3 protein-coding genes are annotated in these 3350 nt (G+C 64.0%); 2 read left to right on the plus strand and 1 reads right to left on the minus strand.

Annotated elements, in window-relative coordinates; translation table 11 throughout:
- Positions 1-369 (minus strand): ABC transporter substrate-binding protein (locus EOC06_RS44005; protein ID WP_245470253.1); only part of this gene is annotated, 369 nt, incomplete at its 3' end.
- A 176-nt stretch (positions 370-545) separates the two neighbouring features.
- Here EOC06_RS44005 and EOC06_RS31540 point away from each other — a divergent pair.
- Both EOC06_RS31540 and EOC06_RS44010 read left to right on the plus strand, forming a co-directional pair.
- Positions 546-2672, plus strand: coding sequence for a TonB-dependent hemoglobin/transferrin/lactoferrin family receptor (locus EOC06_RS31540; protein ID WP_128309626.1), 2127 nt, complete (start codon positions 546-548; stop codon positions 2670-2672).
- A gap of 2 nt (positions 2673-2674) precedes the next feature.
- Positions 2675-3350: siderophore-interacting protein (locus EOC06_RS44010; protein WP_245470254.1), on the plus strand; the 676-nt coding region annotated here is incomplete at its 3' end.

Consider the following 3350-nt stretch of genomic DNA (forward strand, 5'->3'; position numbering starts at 1 on the left):
GTCCTCGGCCGCCAGGATCAGATCGGGACGCAAGCTGGCCAGCCCCTCGACCGAAAGCTGGCGGCGGTAGCCGACATTGGGCTTCCCGGTTACGGATGGCGGATATTTGCTGCCGCGATCGACGGCGATGATCCGCTCGCCGGCGCCGAGCGCGTGCACGATCTCGGTGACGTCGGAGCCGAGCGTCACGATTCGGGTCGCCGCGCCCGGCACGACGCTTCGCCCCAGCGCATCGACAACCGTCTCGGCGGCCAGCGCCTTGAAGCCGCAGGAAGGCGCCAGCACCGACAGCGCCAGAAGCAGCACCGCCGCGATCCTGCCCGGTTGCAACCAGCCGATCCTCTTGCCATCGCCCACACTTCCGACCATGCCGCTGCTCCCGTGCCAAATGCTTCTCGATGACGGTCGGCTATAAATTTAAAGTTGACTTATGTCATCATGTTTTAATATGTGACCCCTGCCCCGACCCGCCTGGTCGAGGGATGCCAGCCAAGGCCCTTCAGCCACCGCCAGCAGTTTTGCTTTTGCTTGGGGGCTGCATGACTATGACAACGACAACAAACACGACCTTGATGGCGAGCACCGCGCTCGCCTTCGTGCTCGGCCTCTGCGCCGTGCCTTTTGCCAACGCGCAGGAACAGGACCAGGAGAAAAAGGCCGCCGCCAAGGCCGGCCGCCTGGCACCGGCCAGTGCCGCGCAGCACCAGCCGGCGACCATGCTCGACGTGATCACCATCTCGGCGACGATGATCAAGACGGCGGTGATCGAATCGATGGCCGCCATCAGCGCCATCGATCAGGACGAACTCGACCGCATTCAGCCCGACACCGCCGCCGACATCTTTCGCACCACGCCCGGCGTCGCCGCCTCGATGAACGGCGACGATCCGGCAACCGCCATCAACATTCGCGGCCTGGAACAATATGGCCGCGTCGTCGTGACACTCGATGGCGCTCGTCAGGATTACTGGCGCGTCGGTCACGGTTCGGGCTCGTTCTATGTCGAACCCGACCTGATCAAGGAAGCCACTGTCATTCGCGGTCCGGTGTCGAATGCTTATGGTTCCGGCGGCATCGGCGGCGTCGTCTCCTTCGAGACCAAGGATGCCGGCGACTTCCTCAAGAAGGACGAGCGCTGGGCGCTGAGCGAAAAGCTCGGCTATGAGGACAATGGCGACGGCTTCACCACCAGCACCACCGGCGCCTACCGTTTCAGCGACGATGCCGACATCATCGGCAACCTCATCTATCGCGACCGCGACAGCTACACCGACGGCAATGGCGACACCGTGCCGTGGACCGGCGAGCGGGTGACCAGCGGCTATCTGAAGACGACTCTGCGGCCGGCCGATGGCCACGAGCTGAAGCTCGGCGCCATCCTGCAGCGCTACAACGACCAGATCACCGGATCCAGCGGCTCGACCTCGCCAACGCTGAGCCGCTACGACACCAACACCACCAACCAGACCTACACCGCTGCCTACACCTGGAGACCCGACGACAACGCGCTGATCGACTTCAGCGCCAATGCCTACCACAACCGCACCCGCGCCGAGCAGACGCAGGTCGCGCCCGCCTCAGGGATCGGCAATTTCCGTTTCTATGATGTCGCCACCTCGGGCTTCAACGTGAAGAACTCCTCGCGCTTCGACGCCTGGGGGCTGGCCCACACGCTGACCTACGGACTCGATTACTACTATCTCGAAGCCTCCTCGGAAGCGGCGCATTTCGGCGCTGGCCAACAGCAGGGCTATGGCGGCTTCCTGCAGTGGCAGGGCGATTACGAGGACTGGCTGCAGGCCATAGCTGCGATGCGCTATGACGGCTACCAACTCGATGGCAAGACGCGCATCCCGTCGCCACAGGAAGCCTCGATCTCCGGCGATCGCTGGTCGCCGCGCCTCACCGTCGGCGTCACGCCGTTTGACGGCTTTCAGCTCTATGGCACCTACTCCGAAGGCTACCGGGCGCCTGGCCTGCAGGATGTCTTCCGTGGCGGCGGCGCGCATGGCGGCGGCGACACCTATCGGCCCAATCTCCTGCTGCAGCCCGAAACGGCGAAGAGCTGGGAAGCCGGCATCAATGTCAAATACGATGATTTGCTGACGCCGGGCGACCGGTTGCGCGCCAAGCTCAACGTCTTCCACACCGACGTCGAGGACTATATCGACGTCGACCTCACCGTCCTGCCGCGCACGGCAATCAACATCGGCGACGCCCGCCTGAAGGGCGTCGAGGCCGAGATGGTCTATGACTACAACTGGGGTTTCGTAAACCTCGCCGGTGCGCTGATCAACGCCAAGGTCGTCAGCGGCGTCTATTCCGGCCAGGCGCTGAACAACACGCCGCTCGACCGCTTCTCGGCCACAATCGGCTTTCGCATGCTGGAGGACCAGCTCACGGTCGGCGCGCAATATCTCAGCGTCGGCAAGATCACCCGCACCAGCCGCACCAATCCCAACGCCGTGCCGATTGTCGACGACGCCTTCGATCTGGTCAATGTCTTCGCCAACTGGCGCGTCAACGACAACCTCAAGCTCGATTTCGGCGTCGATAACATCTTCAACACCGCCTACACCGACCCGCAAAGCGCATGGTCGACCTCGGCGGCAACCGAACAGGGCAAGGGCCGCACCTTCAAGGTGGCCCTCACCGGCAGGATCGGAGGCTGACAATGAACGAAGCATCGGTGCGTGAACTGGCCTGCGAGGCGCGGCTCAACCTGAGGCGTCTGCCGGACTACATGGACAGCATCTCAGACAGGCTGCGGAGCTTCGAGGCCGATGCCTCGCATGAGGGAAAGCGCATCGATTTCCGCTTTGCCTTCGGCGGGGCCTCTTTCGACATGGAACGGCTGGTGATGCGGGCCAATGCTGCCGACCGCGACGGGCTCGCCCGTATCAAGGACCTGCTGGCCACAGCCGTACAGGTCTACGCCAAGGAGGAAAACCCCGAGATCGTCTGGACCGGCGATCTCTCAGGCGAAACCAGCCTCGCCCAGTTCCGCGAGATGGTGGTGACGGATATTCGCGACCTCACCCCGCACATGCGCCGCATCCGGCTGGCCGGCGAGAATCTCTCGCGTTTCGCCAAATTCGGCGGCATGCACATCCGCATGCTGTTTCCGACCAGGGAGGTGCCCGATCCGCTTTGGCCGGTGCTCGGCGGCAATGGCTTGCCGGTCTGGCCCGCCGATGACCGGCGCCCGGTGGCGCGCGTCTACACCATCCGCGCGCTGGACGTGGCCAAGGGCATCATCGATGTCGACTTCCTCGTCCATCCCGGCGAGAGCGTTGGCTCCGCCTGGGCCATGCAGGCAGCGCCCGGCACGAAAGTCGGCATCATGGGAC

The sequence above is a fragment of the Mesorhizobium sp. M7A.F.Ca.MR.362.00.0.0 genome, assembly GCF_004023175.1.
Classification (GTDB): Bacteria; Pseudomonadota; Alphaproteobacteria; order Rhizobiales; family Rhizobiaceae; genus Mesorhizobium.

Bases quoted from the DNA above. Each gene is read 5' to 3' on its own strand.
- EOC06_RS31540 (WP_128309626.1), top strand. From the start codon at position 546: ATGACAACGACAACAAACACGACCTTGATGGCGAGCACCGCGCTCGCC.